The 24,652-nt window shown below is 71.2% G+C and carries 25 protein-coding genes; 20 read left to right on the top strand and 5 right to left on the bottom strand.

Features of this window, described 5'->3' with window-relative positions:
• Positions 1 to 15: 15 nt before the first annotated feature.
• Positions 16 to 1,245, bottom strand: a complete 1,230-nt coding sequence (locus ACZ4VT_RS35130; RefSeq protein WP_467955442.1) for a DUF349 domain-containing protein — start codon at positions 1,243 to 1,245, stop codon at positions 16 to 18.
• Positions 1,246 to 1,435: 190 nt separating this feature from the next.
• Positions 1,436 to 2,227 carry a peptidylprolyl isomerase gene (locus ACZ4VT_RS35125; RefSeq protein ID WP_467955441.1) on the bottom strand — a complete coding sequence of 264 codons (792 nt, stop codon included), beginning with the start codon at positions 2,225 to 2,227 and terminating at the stop codon, positions 1,436 to 1,438.
• Between the two features lie 153 nt (positions 2,228 to 2,380).
• Here ACZ4VT_RS35125 and ACZ4VT_RS35120 point away from each other — a divergent pair, with 153 nt between their 5' ends.
• The 4 genes from ACZ4VT_RS35120 (at position 2,381) to ACZ4VT_RS35105 (ending at position 6,507) form a co-directional block, all read left to right on the top strand.
• Entirely contained in the window at positions 2,381 to 3,103 is a 723-nt protein-coding gene (locus ACZ4VT_RS35120; RefSeq protein WP_467955440.1) for an MBL fold metallo-hydrolase, read from the top strand.
• Between the two features lie 10 nt (positions 3,104 to 3,113).
• Entirely contained in the window at positions 3,114 to 4,367 is a 1,254-nt protein-coding gene (gene hisS / locus ACZ4VT_RS35115; protein ID WP_327412906.1) for a histidine--tRNA ligase, read from the top strand.
• Positions 4,368 to 4,487: 120 nt separating this feature from the next.
• A complete protein-coding gene (locus ACZ4VT_RS35110) occupies positions 4,488 to 5,102 on the top strand; it encodes a vitamin K epoxide reductase family protein (protein ID WP_467955439.1) in 615 nt (204 codons plus the stop codon).
• Between the two features lie 52 nt (positions 5,103 to 5,154).
• Positions 5,155 to 6,507 (top strand): replication-associated recombination protein A, encoded by a 1,353-nt coding sequence (locus ACZ4VT_RS35105; protein ID WP_362803138.1) that lies wholly within the window; start codon positions 5,155 to 5,157, stop codon positions 6,505 to 6,507.
• 115 nt (positions 6,508 to 6,622) lie between these two features.
• On the opposite strand, the gene ACZ4VT_RS35100 is transcribed toward ACZ4VT_RS35105, so the two are convergent.
• Positions 6,623 to 7,300 (bottom strand): DUF2470 domain-containing protein, encoded by a 678-nt coding sequence (locus ACZ4VT_RS35100; RefSeq protein ID WP_467955438.1) that lies wholly within the window; start codon positions 7,298 to 7,300, stop codon positions 6,623 to 6,625.
• A gap of 286 nt (positions 7,301 to 7,586) precedes the next feature.
• Between ACZ4VT_RS35100 and rpsD the strand changes: the two genes are divergently transcribed.
• On the top strand, positions 7,587 to 8,198 hold the full coding sequence (gene rpsD, locus ACZ4VT_RS35095; protein ID WP_008740451.1) for a 30S ribosomal protein S4: 612 nt from the start codon (positions 7,587 to 7,589) through the stop codon (positions 8,196 to 8,198).
• An 88-nt stretch (positions 8,199 to 8,286) separates the two neighbouring features.
• Here the strand turns inward: rpsD and ACZ4VT_RS35090 are convergent, their stop codons facing one another.
• Positions 8,287 to 10,506, bottom strand: coding sequence for an ATP-binding protein (locus ACZ4VT_RS35090; RefSeq protein ID WP_467955437.1), 2,220 nt, complete (start codon positions 10,504 to 10,506; stop codon positions 8,287 to 8,289).
• Positions 10,507 to 10,665: 159 nt separating this feature from the next.
• Between ACZ4VT_RS35090 and ACZ4VT_RS35085 the strand changes: the two genes are divergently transcribed.
• The 7 genes from ACZ4VT_RS35085 to ACZ4VT_RS35055 all read left to right on the top strand — a co-directional run bounded on the left by ACZ4VT_RS35085 (position 10,666) and on the right by ACZ4VT_RS35055 (position 17,543).
• Complete coding sequence (locus ACZ4VT_RS35085; RefSeq protein ID WP_467955436.1) at positions 10,666 to 11,094, top strand: DUF948 domain-containing protein; 429 nt, start codon at positions 10,666 to 10,668, stop codon at positions 11,092 to 11,094.
• An 8-nt stretch (positions 11,095 to 11,102) separates the two neighbouring features.
• Positions 11,103 to 11,450 carry a DUF6167 family protein gene (locus ACZ4VT_RS35080; protein WP_467955435.1) on the top strand — a complete coding sequence of 116 codons (348 nt, stop codon included), beginning with the start codon at positions 11,103 to 11,105 and terminating at the stop codon, positions 11,448 to 11,450.
• Complete coding sequence (gene alaS / locus ACZ4VT_RS35075) at positions 11,450 to 14,119, top strand: alanine--tRNA ligase (protein ID WP_467955434.1); 2,670 nt, start codon at positions 11,450 to 11,452, stop codon at positions 14,117 to 14,119. Before ACZ4VT_RS35080 ends, alaS begins: the two co-directional genes overlap by 1 nt.
• 2 nt (positions 14,120 to 14,121) lie before the next feature.
• Complete coding sequence (ruvX, locus tag ACZ4VT_RS35070) at positions 14,122 to 14,592, top strand: Holliday junction resolvase RuvX (RefSeq protein WP_030387206.1); 471 nt, start codon at positions 14,122 to 14,124, stop codon at positions 14,590 to 14,592.
• Between the two features lie 128 nt (positions 14,593 to 14,720).
• Positions 14,721 to 16,466, top strand: coding sequence for an endolytic transglycosylase MltG (mltG, locus tag ACZ4VT_RS35065; protein ID WP_467955433.1), 1,746 nt, complete (start codon positions 14,721 to 14,723; stop codon positions 16,464 to 16,466).
• Between the two features lie 6 nt (positions 16,467 to 16,472).
• Positions 16,473 to 17,297, top strand: coding sequence for a shikimate dehydrogenase (locus ACZ4VT_RS35060; RefSeq protein ID WP_467955432.1), 825 nt, complete (start codon positions 16,473 to 16,475; stop codon positions 17,295 to 17,297).
• A 33-nt stretch (positions 17,298 to 17,330) separates the two neighbouring features.
• Positions 17,331 to 17,543 carry a hypothetical protein gene (locus ACZ4VT_RS35055; protein ID WP_362803117.1) on the top strand — a complete coding sequence of 71 codons (213 nt, stop codon included), beginning with the start codon at positions 17,331 to 17,333 and terminating at the stop codon, positions 17,541 to 17,543.
• Here ACZ4VT_RS35055 and ACZ4VT_RS35050 read toward each other — a convergent pair.
• A complete protein-coding gene (locus tag ACZ4VT_RS35050; RefSeq protein WP_467955431.1) occupies positions 17,518 to 17,961 on the bottom strand; it encodes a spore-associated protein A in 444 nt (147 codons plus the stop codon). The genes ACZ4VT_RS35055 and ACZ4VT_RS35050 overlap by 26 nt on opposite strands.
• Before the next feature lie 237 nt (positions 17,962 to 18,198).
• Between ACZ4VT_RS35050 and aroC the strand changes: the two genes are divergently transcribed.
• The 8 genes from aroC (at position 18,199) to nusB (ending at position 24,509) form a co-directional block, all read left to right on the top strand.
• A complete protein-coding gene (aroC, locus tag ACZ4VT_RS35045) occupies positions 18,199 to 19,383 on the top strand; it encodes a chorismate synthase (protein ID WP_388836367.1) in 1,185 nt (394 codons plus the stop codon).
• Positions 19,380 to 19,898, top strand: a complete 519-nt coding sequence (locus ACZ4VT_RS35040) for a shikimate kinase (protein WP_467955430.1) — start codon at positions 19,380 to 19,382, stop codon at positions 19,896 to 19,898. The genes aroC and ACZ4VT_RS35040 overlap by 4 nt, the downstream gene beginning before the upstream one ends.
• Complete coding sequence (gene aroB / locus ACZ4VT_RS35035) at positions 19,895 to 20,986, top strand: 3-dehydroquinate synthase (RefSeq protein ID WP_467955429.1); 1,092 nt, start codon at positions 19,895 to 19,897, stop codon at positions 20,984 to 20,986. The genes ACZ4VT_RS35040 and aroB overlap by 4 nt, the downstream gene beginning before the upstream one ends.
• Positions 20,983 to 21,423, top strand: a complete 441-nt coding sequence (aroQ, locus tag ACZ4VT_RS35030) for a type II 3-dehydroquinate dehydratase (protein ID WP_362803104.1) — start codon at positions 20,983 to 20,985, stop codon at positions 21,421 to 21,423. Before aroB ends, aroQ begins: the two co-directional genes overlap by 4 nt.
• A gap of 92 nt (positions 21,424 to 21,515) precedes the next feature.
• Entirely contained in the window at positions 21,516 to 22,274 is a 759-nt protein-coding gene (locus ACZ4VT_RS35025; RefSeq protein WP_467955428.1) for an AAA family ATPase, read from the top strand.
• 72 nt (positions 22,275 to 22,346) lie between these two features.
• On the top strand, positions 22,347 to 23,453 hold the full coding sequence (locus ACZ4VT_RS35020; RefSeq protein WP_362803099.1) for an aminopeptidase P family protein: 1,107 nt from the start codon (positions 22,347 to 22,349) through the stop codon (positions 23,451 to 23,453).
• A gap of 57 nt (positions 23,454 to 23,510) precedes the next feature.
• Positions 23,511 to 24,077, top strand: coding sequence for an elongation factor P (efp, locus tag ACZ4VT_RS35015; protein ID WP_467955427.1), 567 nt, complete (start codon positions 23,511 to 23,513; stop codon positions 24,075 to 24,077).
• A 3-nt stretch (positions 24,078 to 24,080) separates the two neighbouring features.
• Positions 24,081 to 24,509 carry a transcription antitermination factor NusB gene (nusB, locus tag ACZ4VT_RS35010; RefSeq protein ID WP_467955426.1) on the top strand — a complete coding sequence of 143 codons (429 nt, stop codon included), beginning with the start codon at positions 24,081 to 24,083 and terminating at the stop codon, positions 24,507 to 24,509.
• Positions 24,510 to 24,652: the final 143 nt, after the last annotated feature.

Raw genomic sequence — 24,652 nt, 5'->3', positions numbered from 1 at the left:
CGGTGCGGCGCCGGCTCAGCCGCCGAACTCCTCCAGGCCCTTCAGCGCCTGGTCCAGCAGGGCCTGGCGGCCCTCCAGCTCCCGGGCCAGCTTGTCGGCCTTCGCGTTGTTGCCGGCGGCGCGCGCCGCGTCGATCTGCTCACGCAGCTTGTCGACCGCCGCCTGGAGCTGACCCGTCAGACCGGCCGCACGCGCCCGCGCCTCCGGGTTCGTACGGCGCCACTCGCCTTCCTCGGCCTCCTGGATCGCCCGCTCCACCGCGTGCATCCGGCCCTCGACCTTCGGCCGGGCGTCCCGCGGCACGTGGCCGACGGCCTCCCAGCGCTCGTTGAGGGAGCGGAACGTGGCACGGGCCGACTTCAGGTCCGTGATCGGGACGAGCTTCTCGGCCTCGTCGGCCAGCTCCTCCTTCAGCTTCAGGTTCTCCACCTGCTCGGCGTCGCGCTCCGCGAACACCTCGCTGCGGGCCGCGAAGAACACGTCCTGCGCACCGCGGAAACGGTTCCACAGGTCGTCCTCGGACTCGCGCTGCGCCCGGCCCGCCGCCTTCCAGTCCGCCATCAGCTCGCGGTAGCGGGCGGCCGTCGGACCCCAGTCGGTCGACTTCGACAGCGACTCGGCCTCCGCGACCAGCTTCTCCTTGACCTTGCGGGCATCCTCGCGCTGCGCGTCCAGCGAGGCGAAGTGCGCCTTGCGGCGCTTGGAGAAGGCGGAACGGGCGTGCGAGAACCGGTGCCACAGCTCGTCGTCCGACTTGCGGTCCAGGCGCGGCAGCCCCTTCCAGATGTCCACCAGGGCGCGCAGCCGCTCGCCGGCGCTGCGCCACTGGTCGCTCTGCGCCAGCTGCTCGGCCTCGACGACCAGCGCGTCCTTGGCCGCACGGGCCTCGTCCGTCTGCTTCGCCTTCTGGGCCTTGCGCTCCTCGCGCCGCGACTCCACGGTCTCGACCAGCTTGTCCAGCCGCACGCGCAGGGCGTCGAGGTCGCCCACGGCGTGGTGCTCGTCGACCTGCGTGCGCAGGTGGTCGATCGCCGTCTGCGCGTCCTTGGCGGACAGATCAGTGGTCCGCACCCGCTTTTCGAGGAGGCCGATCTCCACCACCAGGCCCTCGTACTTGCGCTCGAAATAGGCCAGGGCCTCCTCAGGGGTGCCCGCCTGCCACGAACCGACGACCTGCTCGCCCTCGGAAGTACGCACGTACACGGTGCCCGTCTCGTCGACTCGGCCCCACGGGTCGCTGCTCACAGCGCCTCCTCCACCTGATGCCTGCGAGGGGTTCACCCCCTGGGCATCGTCCACAGTTTCCTGGGGCGGGCAGCGCCCGCCCTGCACAACGCCAACATAGGCGACCGCCGGGCCGGCTGTCCGCATCCCGCACGACGGAATATCGACGTACGGGCGGCGGGCCGGCGAGGCCCGGGGCCGCCGCATCCGGTCAGTTCTGGGTGACCGTGCCCTTCTCGATCTTGACCTCGGTCTTCGGCGCGCCGTCCTGGCCGCCGTCGACCGTACCGGCCTTGGCGATGTCCTCCAGGACCTTCAGGCCGGCCGCGTCGATCTTGCCGAACGGGGTGTACGACGGCGCCAGCGGGCTGTCCTTGTAGACGAGGAAGAACTGGCTGCCGCCCGAGCCGGGCTGACCCGTGTTGGCCATCGCGACCGTGCCCGCCGGGTAGATCACCTGATCCTGCTCGTTGGCCTTGCCGAGCGAGTCCAGGTTCTCGTCCGGGATGTTGTAGCCCGGGCCGCCCCGGCCGGTGCCCTCGGGGTCGCCGCACTGCAGCACGAAGATCCCGCCGGCCGTCAGCCGGTGGCACTTCGTGTTGTCGAAGTACTTCTTGTCGGCGAGCGACTTGAAGGAGTTCACGGTCTGCGGGGTCTTCGCCGCGTCCATCGTGAAGTTGATGTCGCCCGCGCTCGTCTTCAGGGCGAAGGTGTACTTCGCCTTCTGGTCGATCGCCATCTCCGGCGAGGGGGACTGCTTGGGCTCGGGCGCCGACGGCGAGGCCGACGGGTTCGCCGCCGGGTCCGAGGCCTGGTCCTTCTTGTCCTTGTCGAAGACGCCGCCGACGATCAGGCCGACCAGCGTCGCGACCACCACGGCCACCGCCGCGCCGATCACCGCCGCACGCCGGCGCGCCTTCCTGCGGGCCTCGGCCCGGCGCTCCTGCTGGCGCTCGTACTTCTCCCTGGCGAGCTGTCGCCGCCGCTGATCGCTCGTGACCACGGGGTCGTCTCCTTGTACGTGTCTGGTACTGCTGTCCGGGCTGGGATAGGCCGTACCGTATATGGGTTCGCTGTGTAATGAGCGGCGCCGGTAGGCTCTGAGCAGCAGGATTCCGACCTGCAGCCTCCCGCCGGACGACGATTGAGGACGAACGTGCTGATTGCCGGGTTCCCTGCCGGGGCCTGGGGGACCAACTGTTACGTGGTCGCCCCCGCCGCCGGTGAGGAGTGCGTCATCATCGACCCGGGCCACCAGGCCGCCCAGGGTGTCGAGGAGACGCTGAAGAAGCATCGGCTCAAGCCCGTCGCGGTCGTGCTGACCCATGGCCACATCGATCATGTGGCCTCGGTGGTCCCGGTGTGCGGAGCACACGACGTACCGGCCTGGATCCACCCCGAGGACCGCTACATGATGAGCGACCCGGAGAAGGCCCTCGGCCGCTCCATCGGGATGCCGCTCATGGGCGAACTGACCGTGGGGGAGCCGGACGACGTCCGCGAACTGGCCGACGGCGCCGCGCTGAAATTGGCCGGAATGGACTTCTCCGTGGCGCACGCGCCGGGGCATACCAGGGGGTCGGTGACCTTCCGGATGCCCGAGCTGGCCGACATCCCGCCGGTCTTCTTCTCGGGCGACCTGCTCTTCGCCGGCTCCATCGGACGCACCGACCTGCCCGGCGGCTCCCACGCCGAGATGCTCGAATCGCTGGGCCGCGTGTGCCTGCCGCTCGACGACTCGACCGTGGTGCTGTCCGGCCACGGTCCCCAGACCACCATCGGCCGCGAGCGTGCGACCAACCCGTACCTGCGGGAAGTGGCCGCAGGCCGCCATGGGCACGCAGCGGACCCGACAGCCGCTCCACGACGAGGAATGTGACGAGAGTTTCGTGGCTACTTTTCAGGCCCCCAAGGGCACGTACGACCTGATCCCGCCGGTCTCCGTGAAGTACCTGGCGGTACGCGAGGCCATCGCGGCCCCGCTCCGCAACTCCGGCTACGGCTACATCGAGACCCCCGGTTTCGAGGACGTGGGCCTCTTCGCCCGCGGCGTCGGCGAGTCCACCGACATCGTCTCCAAGGAGATGTACGCCTTCGAGACCAAGGGTGGCGACCAGCTCGCCCTGCGTCCCGAGGGCACCGCCTCCGTGCTGCGCGCCGCCCTGGAGGCGAGCCTGCACAAGAAGGGCAACCTGCCGGTCAAGCTCTGGTACTCCGGCTCCTACTACCGCTATGAGAAGCCGCAGGCGGGCCGCTACCGCCACTTCTCGCAGGTGGGTGCCGAGGCGATCGGCGCCGAGGACCCGGCACTGGACGCCGAACTGATCATCCTGGCCGACCAGGCGTACCGCTCGCTCGGCCTGAGCAACTTCCGGATCCTGCTGAACTCGCTGGGCGACAAGGAGTGCCGCCCGGTGTACCGGGAGGCGCTGCAGGGCTTCCTGCGCGGCCTGGACCTGGACGAGGAGACCGTCCGCCGGGTCGAGATCAACCCGCTGCGCGTCCTCGACGACAAGCGGTCCGACGTCCAGAAGCAGCTGGGCGGCGCTCCGTTGCTGCGCGACTACCTGTGCGACGCGTGCAAGGCGTACCACGAGGACGTGCGGGCGCTGGTGACGGCGGCCGGCGTGGCCTTCGAGGACGACGACAAGCTGGTCCGCGGGCTGGACTACTACACCCGCACCACCTTCGAGTTCGTCCACGACGGTCTGGGCATCGCGGTCGGCGGCGGCGGCCGCTACGACGGCCTGTCCGAGATGATCGGCGGACCGGCACTGCCGTCGGTGGGCTGGGCGCTCGGCGTGGACCGCACGGTCCTCGCACTCGAGAAGGAGGGCGTCGAGCTCGACATCCCGGCGTCGACGTCGGTGTTCGCCGTGGCGCTGGGCGAGGCCAAGGCGACTGTGTTCGGCCTCGTGACGCAGCTGCGCAAGGCGGGCGTGGCGGCGGACATGTCGTACGGCGGCAAGGGCCTCAAGGGCGCCATGAAGGACGCGAACCGCAGCGGTGCGCGCTTCGCCATCGTCGCGGGCGACCGGGATCTGGCGGAAGGCGTGGTCCAGCTCAAGGACATGGAGTCCGGCGAGCAGGGTCCGGTGGCCCTGGCCGAGCTGATCGACACGGTCAAGGCCCGCCTCGCCTGACGGCTGCGGCAGGAATGCCTCAGGACGGGGCCGGGGATCTTTCCCCGGCCCCGTCCGTTCACAGGCTCGTACGGCAGAATGGCCCGGGCTTGATCACCTGGCAGATGTGGAGCGGGCGGTATGACGACACGAGGTACGGACGCGGACACCGCCCGGGGAACCGTCGGCGGCAGCCGGGCGCTGGCCCTGCTGCTGGTGATCACCGGCGCCGCGGGCCTGCTGGCCGCCTGGGTGATCACGATCGACAAGTTCAAGCTGCTGGAGGACCCGAACTTCACGCCGGGCTGCAGCCTGAACCCGGTCGTCTCCTGCGGCAACATCATGAAGAGCGACCAGGCGGCCGTCTTCGGCTTCCCGAACCCCATGCTCGGACTGGTCGCCTACGGCATCGTGATCTGCGTCGGCATGAGCCTGCTGGCCGGTGCCCGGTTCCGCCCCTGGTACTGGCTGACGCTGAACGCGGGCACCCTCTTCGGCGTGGTCTTCTGCGCCTGGCTCACCTACCAGTCGCTCTACACCATCAACTCGCTCTGCCTGTGGTGCTGCCTGGCCTGGGTCGCCACGATCTTCATGTTCTGGTACGTCACCTCGCACAACGTCCGTGAGGGCCTGCTGCCGGCTCCGGGCTGGCTCAAGAGCTTCCTCGACGAGTTCACCTGGGTGCTCCCGGTGCTGCACGTCGGGATCATCGGCATGCTGATCCTGACGCGCTGGTGGGACTTCTGGACCTCCTAGGCCCTGTCCGGGTCCGGCCGGCCCTGTCGGTGGGCTGGCTTAGGCTTCCTGTGTGGAACCAGACCTGTTCACCGCCGCTGCCGAAGACCGCCAGGAGAAGGACCCCGCGAGTTCCCCGCTCGCCGTCCGGATGCGCCCGCGCACCCTGGACGAGGTCGTCGGCCAGCAGCACCTGCTGAAGCCCGGGTCACCGCTGCGGCGGCTGGTCGGGGAAGGGGCCGGCGGCCCCGCGGGTGCCTCGTCGGTGATCCTCTGGGGTCCGCCCGGCATCGGCAAGACCACCCTCGCGTACGTGGTCAGCCAGGCCACGCAGAAGCGGTTCGTGGAACTCTCCGCCATCACCGCGGGCGTCAAGGAGGTACGGGCGGTCATCGAGGGCGCCCGGCGCGCGGCCGGCGGCTACGGCAAGGAGACCGTCCTCTTCCTCGACGAGATCCACCGCTTCAGCAAGGCCCAGCAGGACTCGCTGCTCCCGGCCGTCGAGAACCGCTGGGTGACGCTGATCGCGGCCACCACCGAGAACCCGTACTTCTCGATCATCTCCCCGCTGCTGTCGCGGTCGCTGCTGCTGACGCTGGAACCGCTGACGGACGAGGACCTGAGCGCGCTGATGCGGCGCGCGCTCGCCGAGGAGCGGGGCCTGGGCGGGGCGGTCACCCTGCCCGAGGACGCCGAGGCACACCTGCTGCGGATCGCCGGCGGCGATGCCCGGCGGGCCCTGACGGCGCTGGAGGCGGGGGCCGGATCGGCCATCGCCAAGGGCGAGGCGGAGATCACCCTGGAGACGGTCGAGGAGGCGGTCGACCGCGCCGCCGTCCGCTACGACCGCGACGGTGACCAGCACTACGACGTGGCGAGCGCGCTGATCAAGTCGATCCGGGGCTCGGACGTGGACGCGGCGCTGCACTACCTCGCCCGCATGATCGACGCGGGGGAGGACCCCCGGTTCATCGCGCGCCGCCTGATGATCTCGGCGAGCGAGGACATCGGCCTCGCGGACCCGACGGCCCTGCCGATCGCGGTGGCCGCGGCCCAGGCGGTGGCGATGATCGGCTTCCCGGAGGCCGCGCTGACCCTCTCGCACGCGACCATCGCGCTGGCGCTGGCCCCGAAGTCGAACACCGCCACGACCGCGATCGGCGCGGCGCTGGCCGACGTACGGGCCGGACTGGCGGGGACGGTCCCGGCGCACCTGCGGGACGGGCACTACAAGGGCGCGGCGAAGCTGGGGCACGCACAGGGGTACGTGTACCCGCACGACGTCCCGGGCGCGATCGCGGCGCAGCAGTACGCGCCGGACGAGCTGCACGGGAAGCGGTACTACGAGCCGACGCGGTACGGAGCGGAGGCCCGCTACGCGGACGTGGTGGAAAAGGTCCGCGAGCGGCTCCGCGGCGGGTCCTGACCTCCGTGTACCGGTGCGAGTACGCACGCCGGTACACCGGCGTCAAGGCCGGGTACGGCCTCTCCGTCACCCCGCCCGAGAAGCTCGCCCTCCAGCGGACGCCGGCCGTCTGCCCTCAGTGAGAGGCCGCCGAGAAGAGGGTGTGCATCGCCCGCCGCAGGCCGCAGATGTCCGCGACCGGCTCCGGGAAGTCGAAGCGGGCGTCGAAGGAGCCGGCGGCGCCGCCGGTGAAGCGGACGCGCAGGCCCAGCCGGTCCAGGGAGAGCGGGACGGCGGTCATGCCGCCGGCCTCGCGGGCGCCGAGCAGGCCGCACAGTTCGCCGATCCGGTCCCCGTGGGCCGCGTGCAGGTGCTGCAGCAGCTCCGTCTCGTGGGCGACCATCGGGTCCGGCTCGGCCGCGGCCACGTCCTCCGGGTCCACGTGCTCGGCGCCCCACAGGTCGTCCACCGAGATCTCGCCGACCTCCAGCCGCAGCATCATCCACGCCGGGCGGGCCGAGTACGGCAGCTCCGAGGCCTCCGACAGACCCAGCAGCTCGCCCACCGGGTGGCGCTCCGCGAGCAGCGCCGCGCAGGCGGCGCGGTCGTCACCGCGCACCGGCGTCAGCCACCCGGCCAGCCAGGCGCGACCTCGGATACGATGTGGGACGGACACCGGCGCCACATCCGTGATCTCGATCACGGCGGTGAGGTCGTCGTCCTGGGCGTGAGCGGCTGCTCTGGCAGCCGCGGATTCCCCGGAAACAAGGAGAATCACGTCCCCGTCCGGGGTGACGGTCCGTGCGGCCGGCATCCCTGTCCCGAACTCCTCGTGCTCGTGACTGTCACGAGCACCGATGAGCGTGAGGGATACTGAGGCGTTGGACTCTACGAGGGTTCGTACGCGTTCGGCTCCGGTGAGCTGCCGAACGCCTTCCCTGGGACGCGGCTGACCTTGCTTATCGTCGGCGCAAGCGGATTCTGTTTCGTCTGAATCCGAACTGCGCTGCGCACTGGGCAGGGGGATCCCATGTGGTCGAGACATTACGTCCTCCTCGCTAAGGTAAGCCTCACCTAACTTACATGGAGGTAGGTTCCACGTGAACCAGAAGCGACCCAAGGTCAAGAAGTCGCGTGCCCTCGGCATTGCGCTGACCCCGAAGGCCGTCAAGTACTTCGAGGCCCGCCCCTACCCGCCGGGCGAGCACGGCCGTGGCCGCAAGCAGAACTCGGACTACAAGGTTCGTCTGCTGGAGAAGCAGCGTCTGCGCGCTCAGTACGACATCTCTGAGCGTCAGATGGCCCGCGCGTACGACCGCGCCAAGAAGGCCGAAGGCAAGACGGGCGAGGCGCTGGTCGTCGAGCTCGAGCGTCGCCTCGACGCCCTGGTCCTGCGTTCGGGCATCGCCCGCACCATCTACCAGGCCCGCCAGATGGTCGTTCACGGCCACATCGAGGTCAACGGCGACAAGGTCGACAAGCCGTCGTTCCGCGTCCGTCCGGACGACGTCATCACGGTGCGCGAGCGCAGCCGCGAGAAGGTTCCGTTCCAGGTTGCCCGCGAGGGTGGCTACGCAGGCGAGGGCGAGACCCCGCGCTACCTGCAGGTCAACCTGAAGGCCCTGGCCTTCCGCCTGGACCGCGACCCGAACCGCAAGGAAATCCCGGTCATCTGCGACGAGCAGCTCGTCGTCGAGTACTACGCCCGCTGATGCAGGCCTAGTCTCACTGGCTGGTCAGCCCGCCGTCCCCTCCGGGGGGCGGCGGGTTTTCCCGTTCACGGGCCGGCCGGCCCGCGGACTACGGCTGGTCCGCCGCCGCCGCGCGGCGCGACACCCGGGGGCCGCCGGTCCCGCCCCGTCCCGCCTGCCGGGACACCCGGGCCGCGCGCCCGCGCTCACCGGGGCCGCGCCGGGCCCGCCCGACCAGGGCCTCGCGGCTCAGCTCCCGCCCCTCGGCCGCGTACGCCTCGTACCGTTCGGCCCCCAGCAGCTCGCCGGCGCGCTCCCGGCACATGAGCCGCGGGGCGTTGAAGTACCCCGAGCCGAACAGCTGCAGCCCCACCCCGCCCCACATCGGCTCCGCCGCGCCCTGCAGCAGCGCCGCCTCGGCCGGATCGCCCTCCGCGACCGTGACCAGGGCCAGCAGCTCCAGGGCCAGGACCAGTCCGACCAGGTCGTGGAAGGCGTGGTTGATCGCCACGCACTCGTTGAGCAGCCGTCGGGCCTCCTGCGCGTCCCCCGCGTCCAGGGCCGCGTACGCGAGCACGTACAGGGCGTACGCCTTCGTCCAGCGCTCCCCGCGCTCCTCGCAGATCTCCCGGACCTCCCGGCACAGGGTCAGCGCGCCCGGCAGCTCCCCCTGGAAGGCGAGCGCCATCCCCAGTTCCACCTGGCACATCAGGACGTTGCTGTTCAGCTCCCCGACCGCCCGGTACTGCTCCAGGGCCGATCCCAGCAGCTCCCGGGCCCGGGCCATGTCGTCCGAGACGAGCGCCAGGCAGCCCAGCCGGTGCACCGCGTAGGCCGAGGCGAGGGGGTTGCCGGCCTGCGCCGCCGCGTCCCGGCACTCGTACAGGGCGCCCATCGAGGCCGCCGCGTCCCCCTGCAGGGCCGCGACGTAGCCGAGGACCCACAGGGCCTTCAGCCGGGAGTTCTCGTACTCCGTCACCGCCGGGCCGGTGGGCTCCAGGGCCCGGTCCAGCCAGTGCCGCCCCTCGGTCAGGCGTCCGCACCCCGCCCAGTAGAACCACAGGCTGCCCGCCAGGTACTGGCCCAGGTGCACCTCGTCCGGCTCGTCCAGGCAGCACTCCAGGGCCAGCCGCAGGTTCGGAAGCTCCGTCTCCACCAGCGTGGCCACCGCCTGCTGGCGCGGACTGAACCAGTCCAGCTCGCACCAGGTGGCCAGCCCCATGTACCAGTCCCGGTGCCGTCGCCGCAGCCGCCGGGTGTCGCCCAGCGACTCCAGCCAGCCTGCGCCGTACACCCGTACGGTCTCCAGCATCCGGAAGCGCACCCCGGCGGCCGTCTCCTCGCGGACCAGCAGGGACTGCTCCTGGAGCTCGCCGACCAGGTCCAGCACGTCCTCCACCGGCAGGTCCGCACCCGCGCACACGTATTCGGCGGCGTCGAGGTCGAACTGCCCCGCGAACACCGACAGCCGCGCCCACAGCAGCCGCTGCGCGGGCGTACACAGCTCGTGGCTCCAGCCGATGGCCGTGCGCAGCGCCCGGTGCCGGGGCAGCGCCCCGCGCCCACCCCCCGTCAGCAGCGCGAAGCGGTCCTCCAGCCGGGTCAGCACCTGCGCGGGGGAGAGGGTCCGCAGCCGGGCCGCCGCCAGCTCCAGGGCCAGCGGGATCCCGTCGAGGCGCTCGCACACCTCGACCAGCGCCGCCCGGTTCGCCGCCGTGACGGCGAAGCCCGGGTCGGCCGCCCCGGCCCGCGCCGCCAGCAGGGCCAGGGCCTCCTCGGGGACCGGCGGGGCCAGCGGGAGCACCAGCTCCCCGTCCAGGGCGAGCGGGCGCCGGCCCGCCGCGAGGACCCGCAGACCGGGGCAGCGGCGCAGCAGCTCCCGTACCAGCTCGGCGGTCCCGTCGACCAGCTGCTCGAAGCCGTCCAGGACCAGCAGCAGCCGCCGCCCGGCCAGGTGCTCGGCCAGGACGGTCCGGGGCGGACGGGTGGTGTGGTCGCTCAGCCCGAGCGCCTCGGAGACGGTCAGCTCCAGCAGCGCGGGCTCCCGTACGGAGGCCAGCTCGGCCAGCCACACCCCGTCGCCGTGCCGTTCCCGCGCCGCCCGCGCCGGGAGCGTCCCCTCCGACCCCTGCGCCGCCTCGGCGGCCGACCAGGCCGCCGCGAGGACCAGCCGGGACTTGCCCACCCCGCCCACGCCGGTCACCGTGACCAGCCGGGAGGACTCCAGGAGCCGTCCCAGCTCGGCGAGTTCGGCACCCCGCCCGATGAACCGGCCCGGCTCCGAGGGAAGATTGCCCCAGGGCCTGTCTCGCAGGGGTCTCTGTCGCATGGGACACGGAGGGTACTGCTCCGGATGCGCTGCGTTCAAGGCGGTGCCTCCCGACCCCCAATTCGGGTACGGCCGGGGATCCTCGGCGCGATAGGGTCGGAGGACCATGGGGGAATCGGTGCAGCCGGCGGTTCAGGCGCAGACAGAGAGCGGTGTGACGTGTCCGGTGTAGAGGTGGCCGGGATCATCGTGGCCGTCTTCTGGGCCATCCTGATCTCGTTCCTCGCCGTGGCGCTGGCGAGGCTGGCCCAGGTGCTCAGGGCGGCCACCAAGCTGGTGGCCGACGTGACCGACCAGGCCGTCCCGCTGCTGGCCGACGCCTCCACCACCGTCCGCTCCGCGCGCACCCAGCTGGACCGGGTCGACGCCATCGCGAGCGACGTCCAGGAGGTCACCTCCAACGCCTCCGCGCTGTCCTCCACCGTGGCCACCGCCTTCGGCGGGCCGCTGGTGAAGGTCGCGGCCTTCGGCTACGGCGTCCGCAAGGCGCTGGGCAAGGCCGACGAGGTGCCCGCGAAGACAACCCGACGTAGCGTGATCGTCGGCCGTACGGTGCCGGCCGCCCGGCGCCGGAAGCAGAAGGGCTGAGACCACCGATGTTCCGCCGAGCCTTCTGGTTCACCGCAGGCGCCGCCGCAGGCGTGTGGGCCACCACCAAGGTCAACCGGCAGCTGAAGAAGCTGACACCGGAGAGCCTCGCCGCCCAGGCCGCCGACAAGGCCGTGGAGGCGGGCCACCGCCTCAAGGACTTCGCCCTCGACGTCAAGGCGGGAATGTCCCAGCGCGAGGACGAGCTGAACGACGCACTGGGCCTGCACCAGGATGCCGACAACCCGGCCCTGAACGGCAACGTCACCGCCCTCCCCGGGCCGCGGCGGCTGCGGGCCATCCAGAACGACAAGACCACCCACACGTTTTCGTACGACCGGAATGAGGACCACTGATGGAGTCGGCTGAGATCCGCCGCCGCTGGCTGAGCTTCTTCGAGGAGCGCGGTCACGCCGTTGTCCCTTCGGCGTCGCTCATCGCGGACGACCCGACTCTGCTGCTGGTGCCCGCGGGCATGGTGCCGTTCAAGCCCTACTTCCTGGGCGAGGTCAAGCCTCCGGCGCCGACGCTGACGAGCGTGCAGAAGTGCGTCCGTACGCCGGACATCGAAGAGGTCGGCAAGACCACCCGCCACGGCACGTTCTTCCAGATGTGCGGCAACTTCTCCTTCGGGGACTACTTCAAGGAAGGCGCCATCAAGTACGCCTGGGAGCTGCTCACCAGCTCCGTGGCGGACGGCGGCTACGGCCTTGAGCCCGAGAAGCTCTGGATCACCGTCTACCTCGACGACGACGAGGCCGAGCAGATCTGGCGCGAGAAGATCGGGGTCCCCGCCGAGCGCATCCAGCGCCTGGGCAAGAAGGACAACTTCTGGTCCATGGGCGTCCCCGGCCCCTGCGGCCCGTGCTCGGAGATCAACTACGACCGCGGCCCGGAGTTCGGCGTCGAGGGCGGCCCGGCCGTCAACGACGAGCGCTACGTGGAGATCTGGAACCTGGTCTTCATGCAGTACGAGCGCGGCGCCGGCGACGGGAAGGAAGACTTCCCGATCCTCGGCGACCTGCCGTCGAAGAACATCGACACCGGTCTCGGCCTCGAACGCCTCGCGATGATCCTGCAGGGCGTGCAGAACATGTACGAGACCGACACCCTGCGCGTGGTCATGGACAAGGCCACCGAGCTGACCGGCGTGCGGTACGGCGCCGAGCAGGGCACGGACGTCTCGCTGCGCGTGGTCGCCGACCACATCCGCACCTCGACCATGCTCATCGGCGACGGCGTCACCCCCGGCAACGAGGGCCGCGGCTACGTGCTGCGCCGCATCATGCGCCGCGCCATCCGCAACATGCGCCTCATGGGCGCCACCGGCCCGGTCGTCCGGGACCTCGTCGACGTCGTGATCAACACGATGGGGCAGCAGTACCCGGAGCTGGTCACCGACCGCAAGCGCATCGAGACCGTCGCGCTCGCCGAAGAGGCCGCCTTCCTCAAGGCCGTCAAGGGTGGCACCAACATCCTCGACACCGCCGTGACCGAGACCAAGGCCGCCGGCGGCACGGTCCTCTCCGGCGACAAGGCGTTCCTGCTCCACGACACCTGGGGCTTCCCGATCGACCTCACCCTGGAGATGGCCGCCGAGCAGGGCCTCTCCGTGGACGAGCCCGGCTTCCGCCGCCTGATGCAGGAGCAGCGCGACCGCGCCAAGGCCGACGCCAAGGCCAAGAAGACCGGCCACGCCGACGTCTCCTCGTACCGCGAGATCGCGGACCGCGCCGGGGCCACCGAGTTCACCGGCTACGCCACCAACCAGGGCGAGTCCATCATCGTCGGCCTCCTGGTCAACGGCGTCTCCGCGCCCGCCGCCTCCGAGGGCGACGACGTCGAGGTCGTCCTCGACCGCACCCCCTTCTACGCCGAGGGCGGCGGCCAGCTCGCCGACCAGGGCCGCATCAAGCTCGACTCGGGCGCCGTCATCGTCGTCCGCGACGTGCAGCAGCCGGTCCCGGGCGTCTCCGTGCACAAGGGCTCCGTCCAGGTCGGCGAGGTGACGGTGGGCGCCTCCGCGTACGCCGCCATCGACGTCCACCGCCGCCGGGCCATCGCCCGCGCCCACTCGGCCACGCACCTGACCCACCAGGCGCTGCGCGACGCCCTCGGCCCGACGGCCGCCCAGGCCGGTTCCGAGAACAGCCCCGGCCGCTTCCGCTTCGACTTCGGTTCGCCGAACGCCGTCCCCGGCTCGGTCCTCACCGACGTCGAGCAGAAGATCAACGACGTGCTCTCCCGCGAGCTGGACGTCACCGCCGAGATCATGAGCATCGACGAGGCCAAGAAGCAGGGCGCCATCGCCGAATTCGGCGAGAAGTACGGCGAGCGCGTGCGCGTCGTCACCATCGGCGACTTCTCCAAGGAGCTGTGCGGCGGCACGCACGTCGGCAACACCGCCCAGCTGGGTCTGGTGAAGCTGCTCGGCGAGTCCTCCATCGGCTCCGGCGTCCGCCGCGTCGAGGCCCTCGTCGGCGTGGACGCGTACAACTTCCTCGCCAAGGAGCACACGGTCGTCGCCCAGCTCCAGGAGCTGGTCAAGGGCCGTCCGGAGGAGCTGCCGGAGAAGATCGCCTCCATGCTCGGCAAGCTGAAGGACGCCGAGAAGGAGATCGAGAAGTTCCGCGCGGAGAAGGTCCTGCAGGCCGCCGCCGGTCTCGCCGCGAACGCCCAGGACATCCACGGCGTCGCCCTCGTCGTCGGCCAGGTGGCGGACGGCATCGGCGCCGACGACCTGCGCAAGCTGGTCCTCGACGTCCGCGTCCGGATCCCCGGCGACCGCCCGGCGGTCGTGGCCCTGTTCACCGTGGCCAACGACCGCCCGCTGACCGTCATCGCCACCAACGAGGCGGCCCGCGAGCGCGGCCTCAAGGCCGGCGACCTGGTCCGTACGGCCGCCAAGACCCTCGGCGGCGGCGGTGGCGGCAAGCCGGACGTCGCCCAGGGCGGCGGCCAGAACCCGGCCGCCATCCCCGAGGCCATCAGCGCCGTCGAGCGCCTCGTCGTCGAGACGGCCTGACGATGACGCTGCGCCGCGGCCGCCGGCTCGCCATCGACGTCGGGGACGCCCGGATCGGGGTCGCCTCGTGCGACCCCGACGGGGTGCTCGCCACGCCGGTGGAAACCGTCCCGGGCCGGGACATCCCCTTCGCCCACCGGCGGCTGCGGCAGCTCGTCGAGGAGTACGAGCCCCTCGAAGTCGTGGTCGGCCTCCCCCGCTCGCTCAGCGGGCGGGAGGGGCCGGCCGCGGCCAAGGTGCGCGTCTTCGCGAACGAACTCGCCAAGGGAATCAAACCGGTGACGGTCCGTCTGGTGGACGAGCGGATGACCACGGTCACCGCCGCCCAGGGGCTGCGGGCCTCCGGGAAGAACGCGAAGAAGGGCCGGTCGGTCATCGACCAGGCCGCCGCTGTGGTGATCCTTCAGAACGCTCTTGAGACCGAACGGGTATCAGGTAATCCGCCCGGTGAGTGCGTCGAAGTGGTTGTCTGATCGCGATACGGTAACGTTCCGCGCGATGAGACGGCATTCGAACAGCCGTCGCCCACCGTCAAAGAGGCGGAACCGGGTGCCACGGACGACGGAGTCCGAGGCCTCCGTCTCGCGGCTCTAGGGGACCGATGACTGAGTATGGCCGGGGCCGTGGCCCCGAACCCTGGCACCCCGAGGATCCCCTGTACGGGGACCAGGGGTGGACCGGCCACCAGACCCAGCAGGGCCAGGCGCCCTACGGCGGTGCCCCGCAGCAGGAGTACCCGCAGGAGCCCCAGTACCAGCAGCAGTACCCCGAGCAGTACCAGCAGTACCAGCAGCAGTACCCGGAGTACGAGCAGCAGCAGTACCAGCAGCAGCCGTACCCCGACCAGCAGTACGCCGCGCAGCAGGAGGCCTATGCCCCGCAGCAGGCGTACGCCCCCCAGCAGCAGGCCTACGCCCCGCAGCAGCCGCACCCCCAGGCCCAGCCCCAGCAGCCGGTGTACGACGACCAGGGCTGGGACACCGGTCAGGGCCAGTACGTGGCCGCGGTGCAGGCCGACCCCTACGTGGGCGCGGACCCGTACGCGCAGCAGACCGTCGCCGGCTACCCCGGCGAGGCCCCCGACCTCTACACCACGCCCGATGCCTACCCGCCACCGCAGCCCCCGGGCCGGCGCCACCTGGAGCCGGAACCGGTCGAGGAGGAGGCCGAGGAGCCCGAGACCGGCTTCCTCGCGGGCGACGGCGACGACGGGGACGGGCCCGGCCGCCGGGGCGGCCGTTCGAAGGGCGGCAAGCCGAAGAAGCGCAGTGGCATGGCCTGCCTGATCGCGGCCGTGGTCATCCTCGGCGTGGTCGGCGGTGGCGGTTACTACGGCTACTCGTACATCAAGGCGAGGTTCGGCGCCGCCGAGGACTTCGCGGGCGAGGGCACGGACGAGCTGGTCGACGTGGAGATCCCCAAGGGCGCGCTCCTGGGGCAGATGGGCCGGATCCTCAAGGACGCCGGCGTCGTCGCCAGCGCCCAGGCCTTCGTCGACGCCGCGAACGTCAACCCCAGGGGCAAGTCGATCCAGCCCGGCATCTACCCGATGAAGAAGAAGATGTCGGGTGCCGCCGCCGTCGCGCTGATGATCGACCCCAGCAAGCTGAACGTGATCACCGTCACCGAGGGCATGCGCAACGCCAAGGTGTACGAGGCGATCGACAAGAAGCTGGGCAAGCCGGAGGGCACCACCCGGGAGATCGCCCTGCGGGATGCCAAGAACCTCGGCCTGCCGGCCTGGGCCGGCAACAACCCGAAGCTCATGGACCCGCTCGAGGGCTTCCTGTACCCGATGCGCTACGACCTCAGCAAGGACAGCACCCCCGAGTCGCTGCTCAAGCTGATGGTCAAGAACGCGAGTGACAAGTACGCGGAAGCGGGCGTCGAGAGCAAGGCCAAGGAGCTCGGCCTGGACAACCCGCTCCAGGTGATCACGGTCGCCAGCCTCGTCAACGCCGAGGGCAAGAACCACGACGACTTCCGGAAGATGTCCGAGGTGGTCTACAACCGCCTCAAGAAGACCAACGACGTCACGAACCAGAAGATCGAGTTCGACTCGACGTACAACTACGCCAAGGGCCAGAGCGAGATCAACTTCAACCTCAAGGAAGCCCAGGCGTTCAACAACCCGTACAACACGCACTTCATCAAGGGACTGCCCGTCGGCCCGATCGGGAACCCGGGCATGGACGCGCTGACCGCTACGCTCAACCCGGATCACGGTGGCTGGATGTTCTTCGTGTCGGTCGACGGCAACACGACGACCTTCACCCAGACCTACGACGAGCACCTCAAGCTCGTCGCCGAGTTCCAGGAACGGCAGAAGCAGAAGAACGGCGGGTAGCAGGACATGTCACGGATACGGGCCGCGGTGCTGGGTTCGCCCATCGAGCACTCCCTCTCACCGGTGCTGCACCGCGCCGCCTACCAGGAGCTCGGCCTCGAAGACTGGTCGTACGACCGCTTCGAGATCGACGAGGCCGCGCTCCCGGAGTTCGTCGCCGGACTCGGACCCGAGTGGGCCGGGCTGTCGCTGACGATGCCGCTCAAGCGGGCGGTCATCCCGCTGCTGGACGGCGTCAGCGACACGGCCGCGTCCGTCGAGGCGGTCAACACGGTCGTCCTCACGGAGGACGGCCGGCGCCTCGGCGACAACACCGACATCCCCGGCATCGTCGCCGCGCTCCACGAGCGCGGCGTCGAGAAGGTGTCCTCGGCCGCCGTCCTGGGCGCCGGAGCCACCGCCTCCTCGGCGCTCGCCGCGCTCTCGCGGATCTGCTCCGGCGAGGTCACGGCGTACGTCCGCTCGCGGGCGCGCGCCGACGAGATGCGGCAGTGGGGCGAGCGGCTCGGTGTTCCCGTCCGCACGGCCGACTGGTCCGAGGCGGCCGGGGCGCTGTCCGCGCCCCTGGTCATCGCCACCACCCCGGCCGGAGCCACCGACGAACTGGCCGCCGCCGTGCCCGATGCCCCCGGCACCCTCTTCGACGTCCTCTACGATCCCTGGCCCACGGCCCTCGCCGCCGCCTGGTCACAGCGCGGGGGCACGCTCCTCGGCGGCCTGGACCTCCTGGTGCACCAGGCGGTCCTCCAGGTCGAGCGGATGACGGGGCGCACCCCGGGGCCGCTCGCCGCCATGAGGGCCGCCGGAGAACGGGCGCTCGCCGCCCGTTAGGCTTTCCACCTGCGCGTATTCACAGGGGGCGGCATGGGCGAGACGGGCACGGAACAGATACTGGCGTCGAAGTGGGACATCCCCTTCGTGGTGTTCGGGGTGGTCAGGGTGGCGTTCGGCAACCTGCCCCTCTGGGCGAAGGCGATCGTCTTCGGGCTGGTCGGGTCCTTCGCCGTGTGGACGGGGATGACCTGGCTCCGCGAGCGCGGCGCGCGCCGGCTCAGCCGCAGTGACCGTACGGACTGATGTACTCGTCGTACATCACCGTGCGGCTCCGGTACTGCGTCGAGCCGTAGTACTGGACGCACTTGCCGTTCGCCCGCACCTTCACGGGGCCCGCGTACGAGTTGAAGTCGCCCTCGTCGAGGGTGAAGTCCTCGTCGCCCTCGATCCGCAGGCCGGCGCCCACGGTGCCCTGGTTCTTGCCGCCCGTGACCACGGTGACCGCGCAGTTCTCGCCGGTCGAGGCGTTGTAGAGCAGGTGGGCCGTGGCCTGCGGTCCGCCGGTGCCCTGGTACCAGCCCAGGTCCTGGGACTCCTGGACGAAGAAGCCCGGGCCGCAGGCGGCGGCCGGGTTCGCGGCGGCCGACGCGGTCGTGGCCGTGCCCGTCATGACGAGAACGGCGGCACCGGCCGTGATCAGAGCCCTGGTGAAGTTGCGCAAGATTCCCCCCTGTGAGCAAAAGAAAATGATCTTTCGCGAATCGCGGATGATCCTCGCAGCGTGTCGGGACACCGTCAATTTCGGGCGTCGGGCCGGGAACCGCGGGGATCAGGCGTCCGATAGCTGGACCGGGGCCCGGCAAACCCGTCCGGACATGGGAGGATCGGGTGAGGCGGGTCCGGGCCGCGCACCCCGATCGCGCCGTCGCTGTACCAGGCGCGAGCATGAGGAGCATCGTTGAGCAGGTTGCGTTGGCTGACCGCCGGGGAGTCGCACGGACCGGCGCTGGTAGCGACGCTGGAGGGCCTTCCCGCCGGCGTCCCGGTCACCACCGAGCTGGTGGCCGACCACCTGGCCCGGCGCCGGCTCGGCTATGGCCGCGGTGCCCGGATGAAGTTCGAGCAGGACGAGATCACCTTCCTGGGCGGCGTCCGGCACGGTCTGTCGCTGGGTTCTCCCGTGGCCGTCATGGTCGGCAACAGCGAGTGGCCCAAGTGGGAGACGGTCATGTCGGCCGACCCGGTGGACCCCTCGCTGCTCAAGGACACCGGCCGCAACGCGCCGCTCACCCGCCCGCGGCCCGGCCACGCCGACCTCGCCGGCATGCAGAAGTACGGCTTCGACGAGGCCCGGCCGATCCTGGAGCGCGCCAGCGCCCGTGAGACCGCCGCCCGCGTCGCCCTCGGCGCGATCGCCCGCTCCTTCCTCAAGGAGGTCGCCGGCATCGAGATCGTCTCGCACGTGGTGGAACTGGCCGCGGCCAAGGCCCCGTACGGCGTCTACCCGACCCCCGCCGATGTCGACAAGCTCGACGCCGACCCGGTGCGCTGCCTCGACGCCGACGCGAGCAAGGCGATGGTCGCGGAGATCGACCAGGCCCACAAGGACGGCGACACCCTCGGCGGCGTCGTCGAGGTGCTCGCCTACGGCGTCCCCGTCGGCCTCGGCTCGCACGTCCACTGGGACCGCCGGCTCGACGCCCGCCTCGCCGCCGCCCTCATGGGCATCCAGGCCATCAAGGGCGTCGAGGTCGGCGACGGCTTCGAGCTCGCCCGCGTGCCCGGCTCCAAGGCCCACGACGAGATCGTCTCCACCCCCGAGGGCCTCAAGCGCACCTCCGGCCGCTCCGGCGGCACCGAGGGCGGTCTGACCACCGGCGAGCTGCTGCGCGTGCGCGCCGCGATGAAGCCCATCGCGACGGTGCCGCGCGCGCTGGCCACCGTTGACGTGGCCACCGGAGAGGCGACGGTGGCCCACCACCAGCGCTCCGACGTGTGCGCCGTGCCGGCCGCCGGCATCGTCGCCGAGGCCATGGTCGCCCTCGTCCTGGCCGACGCCGTCGTCGAGAAGTTCGGCGGCGACTCGGTCCCGGAGACCCGCCGCAACGTCCAGTCGTACCTCGACCACCTGCAGATCCGGTGACGGGCGGACCACTCGTCGTCCTCGTCGGCCCCATGGGGTCCGGCAAGTCCACGGTGGGGGCGCTGCTCGCCGAGCGGCTCGGCGTCCCCTACCGGGACACCGACGCCGACATCGTCGCGGCCGAGGGCCGGGAGATCTCCGACCTGTTCGTCGACGAGGGCGAGCCGTACTTCCGTGAGCTGGAGCGCCGCGCGGTCGCCGCCGCCGTCGCCGGGCACACCGGAGTCCTCGCCCTCGGCGGCGGCGCCGTCCTCGACGCGGGCACCCGCGAGCTGCTCACCGGCCTGCCCGTCGCCTATCTGTCGATGGACGTCGAGGAAGCCGTACGGCGGGTGGGCCTCGGCGCCGCGCGCCCGCTGCTCGCCGTCAACCCGCGCCGCCAGTGGCGCGAGTTGATGGACGCGCGGCGCCCCCTGTACACCGAAGTCGCGCGCGTCGTGGTGGCCACCGACGACCGCACCCCCGAAGAGGTCGCCCAGGCGGTCCTCGACGCTCTGGAGTTGAAGGACGTATGACAGACCAGGTGACGCGGATCCAGGTCGGCGCGAGCGCCGGACACGACGCGTACGACGTGCTCGTCGGCCGTCAGCTGCTCGGCGAGCTCGGTTCCCTGATCGGTACGAAGGCCCAGCGGGTCGCCGTGATCCACCCCGAGGCGCTCGCCTCGACCGGTGAGGCGCTGCGCGACGACCTCGCCGAGCAGGGCTTCGAGGCGGTCGCCATCCAGGTGCCGAACGCCGAGGAGGCCAAGACCATCGAGGTCGCCGCCTACTGCTGGAAGGCCCTCGGCCAGTCCGGCTTCACCCGCACCGACGTCATCGTCGGCGTCGGCGGCGGAGCCACCACCGACCTCGCGGGCTTCGTCGCGGCCTCCTGGCTGCGCGGGGTGCGCTGGATCGCCGTACCGACCACCGTCCTCGCCATGGTGGACGCGGCCGTCGGCGGCAAGACCGGCATCAACACGGCCGAGGGCAAGAACCTGGTGGGCGCCTTCCACCCGCCGGCCGGGGTGCTGTGCGACCTCGCGGCGCTGGACTCGCTGCCGGTCAACGACTACGTCAGCGGCCTCGCCGAGATCATCAAGGCCGGATTCATCTCCGACCCGGAGATCCTCGACCTGATCGAGGCGGACCCGGCCGCGGCCCGCACGCCGGACGGCCCGCACACCGCGGAGCTCATCGTCCGCTCGATCCAGGTCAAGGCGGACGTCGTCTCCAGCGACCTGAAGGAATCGGGCCTGCGGGAGATCCTCAACTACGGGCACACCCTCGCGCACGCCATCGAGAAGAACGAGCGCTACAAGTGGCGGCACGGCGCGGCCGTCTCGGTCGGCATGGTCTTCGCCGCCGAACTCGGCCGGCTCGCGGGCCGCCTCGACGACGCGACCGCCGACCGGCACAAGGAGATCCTCGCCGCCGTCGGGCTGCCGCTCACCTACCGCGGCGACCAGTGGCCCAAGCTGCTCCAGACCATGCAGGTCGACAAGAAGTCCCGCGGCAACCTGCTGCGCTTCATCGTCCTCGACGGACTGGCCAAGCCGACCGTCCTGGAGGGCCCCGACCCGGCGCACCTGATCGCCGCCTACGGCGAGGTGTCGGCGTGAGCCGCCCGGTGCTCGTGCTGAACGGCCCGAACCTGGGCCGGCTCGGCTCGCGCGAGCCCGACGTGTACGGGGCCACCTCGTACGCCGGACTGGTCGAGAGCTGCCGCACGCTGGGCGAGGAGCTCGGCTTCGACGTCGAGGTCCGGGAGACCAACGACGAGGGCGAGCTCGTGCGTTGGCTGCACGAGGCGGCGGACGGGAAGATCCCCGTGGTCATCAACCCGGGGGCCTTCACCCACTACTCGTACGCCATGCGGGACGCGGCGGCGCAGCGCACGGCGCCGCTGATCGAGGTGCACATCTCGAACCCGTACGCCCGCGAGGAGTTCCGGCACACCTCGGTCATCGCGGCCGTGGCGACCGGCACGGTGGCGGGCTTCGGGATCGGTTCGTACCGGCTGGCGCTGCGCGCACTGGCGGAGGAGATCTCCGCCTGACACCCTGCCTGGCGGTACGGGTGGACGGTCTGGCCTCCGCGGTCATATAACGTTCTCGCATCAGTCGCCGGAACGAGACGGAGTGGCAGCGGATGCAGCAAGGAGTGGGGGGCGGGGGAGCGGGCTGGGGTCAGCCGGGTCCGCACCCGGCGGCGCCCCCGCAGCCGCCCATAACCCCGGCGCAGGGCTGGCCGGGCCAGCCCCCGCCGCAGCCCGGGCACCAGCCCCCGCCGCACCCGATGCCGCCCCTGTCGGAGGCCACCGGTCACATCCCGCTGCCGCCCGCGGTGGCGGGCACCGGAGGAGCCGTCCTCGCCGTGCTCCTCATCGGCCCGGCGGGCGCCGGCAAGACCACCGTGGCCCGGCACTGGGCGAGCACCCGGCCCGTGCCGACCGCGCACGTCAGCCTCGACGACGTCCGCGAGTGGGTGTGCTCGGGCTTCGCGGACCCGCAGGCGGGCTGGAACGAGCACTCCGAGGCCCAGTACCGGCTCGCCCGCCGCACCTGCGGCTTCGCCGCACGCAACTACCTGGCGAACGGGATCTCCTGCATCCTGGACGACGCCGTCTTCCCCGACCGGCCCGTGGTCGGGCTGGGCGGCTGGAAGCGGCACGTGGGCCCCACGCTGCTGCCCGTGGTGCTGCTGCCCGGCCTGGAGATCGTCCTGGAGCGCAACGCGGCCCGCTCCGGCAACCGCCGGCTCTCCGACGAGGAGGTCGCGCGGATCCACGGCCGGATGGCCGGCTGGTACGGCTCCGGCCTGCCGATCATCGACAACTCCCACCTCGACGTCGAGGGCACCGCGCGCGCCCTCGACGAGGCACTGGCCCGGGCCCTGACAGGCCAGTAGGCACGGCCGTCCGCGCCCCGTCCGGACGCGCTCACCAGGCCGGATCGGCGGGGCGCTCGTACGCTCGAAGACATGTCAGACGTGTACGCCGCCCGCCGGGGCCTGCTTCGCGACCGATGCGCCGCCGCGGGAAACACCGCCGCACTGATCACGCGTCCGGCGAACGTCCGCTACCTCGCGGGGGCGTCCCCGCTCGGTGCCGTACTGCTGGTCGGACCCACCGATGACGTGCTGTTCTGCGCCGGCGCGCCCACCGGGGAGGCCGACGAGGGGCGGCTCGACGAGCACCTCAGGGTCTCCGTGCTGGGTAACCCCGGCGCCGACCCGGCCGTCGCGGCCGCCGACATGGCCGCCGGAGTACGGGCCGACTCGCTCGCGGTGGAGGAACACCACCTCACGGTCGGCCGGCACCGCGCCCTGCGCTCGGTGGCGCCCAAACTGCGCCTCGCCGACCTCGGGACCGCGGTGGAGCAGCAGCGCCTCGTCAAGGACGAGGAGGAGATCGCCTGCCTGCGGATCGCCGCCGAGATCGCCGACCAGGCGCTCGGCGAGCTGCTGGAGTCCATCCTCGTCGGGCGCACCGAACGGCACCTGGCCCTGGAGCTGGAACGGCGGCTCGTCGACCACGGGGCGGACGGCCCGGCCTTCCCGACCTCCGTCGGCACCGGCCCGCACTCGGGCCGCTCCCGCCACCGGCCCTCCGACCGCCGGGTGGAGGAGGGTGACTTCCTCTCGGTCTGCCTCGGCGCCAACTACCGCGGCTACCGGTGCGAGATCGGCCGGACCTTCGTGATCGGCACCAGTCCCGCGGACTGGCAGATCGCGCTGTACGACCTCGTGTTCACCGCCCAGCGGGCCGGCCGCGAGGCCCTGCTGCCCGGTGCGGCGTACCGGGACGTGGACCATGCCGCACGCTCCGTCCTGGACTCCGCGGGCCACGCGGAAGCCCTTGCTCCGTCGACCGGACACGGTGTGGGCCTCGAAATCGACGAGGACCCGCAGCTTGCACCTACGGCAATGGGTAAACTGGACGCTTGCGTGCCGGTCACCGTCGAACCGGGGGTTCACCTCCCGGGCCGGGGAGGTGTCCGGATCGATGACACGCTCGTCGTACGCCCCGAGGCGGACGGCGGTCCAGAGCTACTCACCATTACGACCAAGGAGCTGCTCGCGCTCTAGCCCCCTTCCGGGCTGTGCGCGCACCCGTGGTCTTCCAGTGCAGGAGATTCCGCAACCGTGGCTTCCACGAACGACCTCAAGAACGGCATGGTGCTGAAGCTCGACGGGGGCCAGCTCTGGTCCGTCGTCGAGTTCCAGCACGTCAAGCCCGGCAAGGGCCCGGCCTTCGTGCGCACCAAGCTCAAGCACGTGCTCTCCGGCAAGGTCGTCGACAAGACCTTCAACGCCGGCACGAAGGTCGAGACGGCCACGATCGACCGCCGCGACATGCAGTTCTCGTACATGGACGGCGACTACTTCGTCTTCATGGACATGGACACCTATGACCAGCTGATGGTCGACAAGAAGGCCGTCGGCGACGCCGCCAACTTCCTGATCGAGGGCTTCACCGCCTCCGTGGCCCAGCACGACGGCGAGGTGCTCTACGTCGAGCTCCCGGCCGCGGTCGAGCTCAAGATCGAGCACACCGACCCGGGCGTCCAGGGCGACCGCTCCACCGGCGGCACCAAGCCCGCCAAGCTGGAGACCGGCCACGAGATCCAGGTCCCGCTCTTCGTCACCACCGGCGAGACGGTCAAGGTCGACACGCGCACCAGCGACTACCTCGGCCGGAAGAGCAACTAACCCGTGGCTGCTCGGAGCAATGCGCGCAAGCGCGCCTTCCAGATCCTTTTCGAGGCCGACCAGCGGGGGGTGCCCGTTCGCGAGGTCCTCGCGGACTGGATCCGCCACTCGCGGTCGGACGACCGTCAGCCGCCGGTCAGCGCCTTCACGATGGATCTCGTCGAGGGGTACGCCGACAAGGTGAACCGCATCGACGACCTGATCGTCACCTACGCCGTGGACTGGGAACTCGACCGCATGCCGGTCGTGGACCGGAACATCCTGCGGCTCGGTGCCTACGAGCTGATCTGGGCGGACGACACCCCGGACGCCGTGGCCATCGACGAGGCCGTCCAGCTGGCCAAGGAGTTCTCGACGGACGAGTCCCCCTCGTTCGTGAACGGGCTGCTGGCCCGGTTCAAGGACCTGAAGCCGAGCCTGCGCCGCGAGTAGCCTCCGGCGGTTCGGCAAAAAGCGGAGGGGGGGGGGAGGGGGGGGGGGGGGGGCCCCCCCTTTTTTGTGGGGGAAAAAAAAAAAGGGGGGGGGGGGAAAGACCCCCCGGCCCCCCCACCCCCACCCACAGGCTTTTTTTTTTC

The organism is Streptomyces sp. NPDC029164 (assembly GCF_055563995.1).
Note: the sequence above shows the minus strand (reverse complement) of the source record. Positions and strands in the feature narration are given on the sequence as shown.

Bases quoted from the DNA above. Each gene is read 5' to 3' on its own strand.
- alaS (WP_467955434.1), top strand. From the start codon at position 11,450: ATGGAGTCGGCTGAGATCCGCCGCCGCTGGCTGAGCTTCTTCGAGGAG.
- ruvX (WP_030387206.1), top strand. From the start codon at position 14,122: ATGACGCTGCGCCGCGGCCGCCGGCTCGCCATCGACGTCGGGGACGCC.
- mltG (WP_467955433.1), top strand. From the start codon at position 14,721: ATGACTGAGTATGGCCGGGGCCGTGGCCCCGAACCCTGGCACCCCGAG.
- ACZ4VT_RS35060 (WP_467955432.1), top strand. From the start codon at position 16,473: ATGTCACGGATACGGGCCGCGGTGCTGGGTTCGCCCATCGAGCACTCC.
- aroB (WP_467955429.1), top strand. From the start codon at position 19,895: ATGACAGACCAGGTGACGCGGATCCAGGTCGGCGCGAGCGCCGGACAC.
- ACZ4VT_RS35025 (WP_467955428.1), top strand. From the start codon at position 21,516: ATGCAGCAAGGAGTGGGGGGCGGGGGAGCGGGCTGGGGTCAGCCGGGT.
- ACZ4VT_RS35090 (WP_467955437.1), bottom strand. From the start codon at position 10,506: ATGCGACAGAGACCCCTGCGAGACAGGCCCTGGGGCAATCTTCCCTCG.
- ACZ4VT_RS35100 (WP_467955438.1), bottom strand. From the start codon at position 7,300: ATGCCGGCCGCACGGACCGTCACCCCGGACGGGGACGTGATTCTCCTT.
- ACZ4VT_RS35110 (WP_467955439.1), top strand. From the start codon at position 4,488: ATGACGACACGAGGTACGGACGCGGACACCGCCCGGGGAACCGTCGGC.
- ACZ4VT_RS35055 (WP_362803117.1), top strand. From the start codon at position 17,331: ATGGGCGAGACGGGCACGGAACAGATACTGGCGTCGAAGTGGGACATC.
- ACZ4VT_RS35020 (WP_362803099.1), top strand. From the start codon at position 22,347: ATGTCAGACGTGTACGCCGCCCGCCGGGGCCTGCTTCGCGACCGATGC.
- ACZ4VT_RS35080 (WP_467955435.1), top strand. From the start codon at position 11,103: ATGTTCCGCCGAGCCTTCTGGTTCACCGCAGGCGCCGCCGCAGGCGTG.